Raw genomic sequence first — 3,029 nt, 5'->3', positions numbered from 1 at the left:
GCGGCCGAGGACCACGACGAGGGCCGCGCCCCGGAATCGCTGCCCACCGACGGCCTGCGCCGCCGCGCCATCGGCGCCGCCCGCGACACGGTCATGCGCCTGCGCCGCGAGGGCGCGATCGGCGACGACGCCTACTTCGTGCTGGAGGAGGAGTTCGATTGGGCCGAGTTGAACGCGACGCCGAAATCGGAGACGTGAGACCTGAGGCTTCGTCCGCAGACGCCCGGCGTCGAGGAGCGCCAAACGATCCGGCCATCGCCGATCGACCGGATGCACGCCGGACCACGGACGTCGCGCGGGGACCTGGACGTCCCGGGGCGGTGCCTCACGCCTGGCGGCCCAGCGTCTCCTCCACCAAGCGCGGGTTCGTCGCGATCATCGCCAGAAGGACGAGCGCAGCGCCCCGCGGCTGCCGGCGCCGGGTCTCCCACTGACGCAACGTACCGACGGGGACGCCGATGCTCGCGGCGAAGGCCGGCTGGGCCTTGCCCGTACGCCGCCGGATCTCGGCGACGTCGATCGCATCGGGAACGTGGACGACCATGCCGGATACGGCCTCGCCCCCCCCATGCGCCGCCGCCTGCTCGAGCCCGGCGACGATATCGCCGAACACGTCGTTCGTCACGTCAATCATCGGCACGCCCTTCCTTGAGCTTCAGGCTCCACTGGCGCTTCAGGCTCTTGGTCAGGCCGTGCATGACCTCGATCTGCGCCTTGGTGAAACTGGCCTGCTGTCCTTTCGACAGGATCGACAGAAGATAGGCCGGCACCCTGCCGCCGAGATAGGCCACCATCACGCGGTACCCGCCCGAGCCGCCGAAGCGGACCTTCCGCACGCCGCCCGAGCCGCGAACCACATCGCCGCCGCTTGGATCGGCTGCGACCTGATCGACGATGCGCGCGCGTTCGTCCGGCGTGAGCCCGAGCCTGTCGCAGCGTGCGAGGTACGGCGCCGTCTCGGACACGGTGTGCGGCGGCCTTGGCATGGTGCGATATAGGTCATTGACACCGTCAGTCAATGGCGCAGTCGCGGGCGGCAGCATCCGCTTCCGCGACAGTCCTTCGCGCCGGAATACGGCGAGGCTCCGCGACGGACGCGCCCCGCCGAGCCGCTTCGCCTCAGCCCGCCACGCGCGCCTCGATCGCGTCCCACACGCTCACCGCGAGGTCCGGGCCGCCCAGGCGCTTGATCGCGCGGATGCCGGTCGGGGAGGTGACGTTGATCTCGGTGAGGTGCCCGTCGATCACGTCGATGCCGACGAGGATCAGGCCGCGGCGGCGCAGCTCCGGGCCGATCGTGGCGCAGATCTCGCGCTCCCGCTCGGTCAGGTCGGAGGGCCGGGCGGCGCCGCCGCGGACCATGTTGGAGCGGATGTCGTTCAGGGCCGGCACGCGGTTGATCGCGCCCATCGGCTCGCCGTCGACCAGGATGATGCGCTTGTCGCCCTCGGTGATCTTCTCGAGGAAGCGCTGCACCACCCACGCCTCGCGGAAGGTGACCGAGAACAGGTCGAACATCGAGCCGAAGTTCGGGTCGGTCTCGGAGACGCGGAACACCGCCGCGCCGCCGTGGCCGTGCAGCGGCTTCATCGCCACGGTGCCGTGCTCGCGGCGAAAGTCCTCGATCTCCGCCTTGTCGCGGGAGATCAGCGTCGGCGGCATCAGGTCGGGGAAGTCGAGGACGAAGAGCTTCTCCGGCGCGTTGCGGACTTCGGCCGGGTTGTTCACCACCAGCGTCTGCGGGTGGATCTTCTCCAGCATGTGGGTCGCGGTGATGTAGGCCATGTCGAAGGGCGGGTCCTGGCGCATCAGCACCACGTCGGCCTCCGACAGGTCGATCCGCTCGATCTCGCCGAGCGTCGCGTGCGCGCCCTCCACGTCCTGCACGGTCAGCGCCTGCACCCGCGCGGTGACGCGGCGGCCCTGCATCGAGAGCCGGTCGGGGGTGTAGTAGATCAGCCGGTGGCCGCGCGCCTGCGCCTCGAGCAGCAGGGCGAAGGTGGTGTCGCCGGCGATGCGGATCGCCTGGATCGGGTCCATCTGGACCGCAACGGTCAAAGCCATGTCGTCGGGCTCCACTCATGACGCGGCCGGCTCCCTGGGGAATCGCCGCATCCCCCCGGACCGAGCCGGCCGCTCGTCGTCCCCATCGTCGCTTCGGGCGCGTCGCGGACGCGCCCGGACCGCTCAATCCTCCGGCATCGACTTGCCGCCGGTGCGCTTGTCGTAGTCGCCGATGGCGTTGCGGCACTCGGGCGACAGGCGCTTGCGGTTGCGCGTCATGCAGGCCTCGGCCGCCGGGCTGTTCGGGTCGACGCCCGCGCAGAGGCGGAAATAGTCGTTGGCGCAGCCGAGCTGCAGCCCCTGGTCCTCGCGCTGGGCCTGCGCCGGGCTGCCGGCGAGCGCCAGCAGGGCGAGCGGGAGGGCCGCCAGCGCCACGGGGCGGAGCATCCGGGGCAGCCTTGCGCCACGGGCGTGTCGAAACGTGTCCAGTCGCATCCAGCGTGGTCCTTGCTTGTCGGTCATGGAATCCCGGGCGGCGAGTCCGCGAGGGGCGCATCCGCGAATGGCACGGCATATCGGGCCCGACGGTCGCTAGGCAAGCGCCCTGACCGTGCGACGGTTCCGCTTCGGCCGCTCCGCCACCGCAACGCAGCATCGGCCGCGATCCCCCGGGCGACGGCGTCCGCCGGCACGGATCGGCCCGGCGCAGAAGAAGGGCCCCGCCCGGGTCGCGAGCAGGGCCCAGTCGTTGGGAGGAAACGCCCGCCATGGGCGGATCCGATCCTGCAAGGGGCAGGCCAACGGCGTGCCGGGGCCGGCACGCGCCGCGCGACGAGGCTCCGCACGCCGTTCTTGCGAGCGCGTCTCGGGGAAACGATGCGTTAACCATGGCGTGCTGATCTGCCGGCCATCGACACGCCGTCGCCCTTGCCGACGCCCCGCCCCGGGGCCCGGGCGCGATGCCCGGATCAGCCGACAGGTGCCCCCCATGACCGTCTCCCGACCCGCCGCCCTCCGTTCCGACC

General features: G+C 71.5%; 4 protein-coding genes and 1 pseudogene. 1 reads left to right on the top strand and 4 read right to left on the bottom strand.

Features of this window, described 5'->3' with window-relative positions; translation table 11 throughout:
- Positions 1-198: pseudogene (locus FV223_RS24005) on the top strand (sodium:proton antiporter); the annotation flags it as partial.
- A gap of 127 nt (positions 199-325) precedes the next feature.
- Here the strand turns inward: FV223_RS24005 and FV223_RS24000 are convergent.
- From FV223_RS24000 to FV223_RS23985, 4 genes are all read right to left on the bottom strand, one after another.
- Positions 326-634 carry a transcriptional regulator gene (locus tag FV223_RS24000; protein ID WP_147729327.1) on the bottom strand — a complete coding sequence of 103 codons (309 nt, stop codon included), beginning with the start codon at positions 632-634 and terminating at the stop codon, positions 326-328.
- Complete coding sequence (locus FV223_RS23995) at positions 627-1,043, bottom strand: addiction module toxin RelE (protein WP_147729326.1); 417 nt, start codon at positions 1,041-1,043, stop codon at positions 627-629. The genes FV223_RS24000 and FV223_RS23995 overlap by 8 nt, the downstream gene beginning before the upstream one ends.
- 76 nt (positions 1,044-1,119) lie before the next feature.
- Positions 1,120-2,064: a glutathione synthase gene (gshB, locus tag FV223_RS23990; RefSeq protein ID WP_147729325.1), complete on the bottom strand. Its 945-nt coding sequence runs from the start codon at positions 2,062-2,064 to the stop codon at positions 1,120-1,122.
- Between the two features lie 123 nt (positions 2,065-2,187).
- Positions 2,188-2,451 (bottom strand): hypothetical protein, encoded by a 264-nt coding sequence (locus FV223_RS23985; protein WP_147729324.1) that lies wholly within the window; start codon positions 2,449-2,451, stop codon positions 2,188-2,190.
- Positions 2,452-3,029: the final 578 nt, after the last annotated feature.

Origin of the sequence: Methylobacterium sp. WL116 (assembly GCF_008039455.1) — a bacterium.
Classification (GTDB): domain Bacteria; phylum Pseudomonadota; class Alphaproteobacteria; order Rhizobiales; family Beijerinckiaceae; genus Methylobacterium.
Note: the sequence above shows the minus strand (reverse complement) of the source record. Positions and strands in the feature narration are given on the sequence as shown.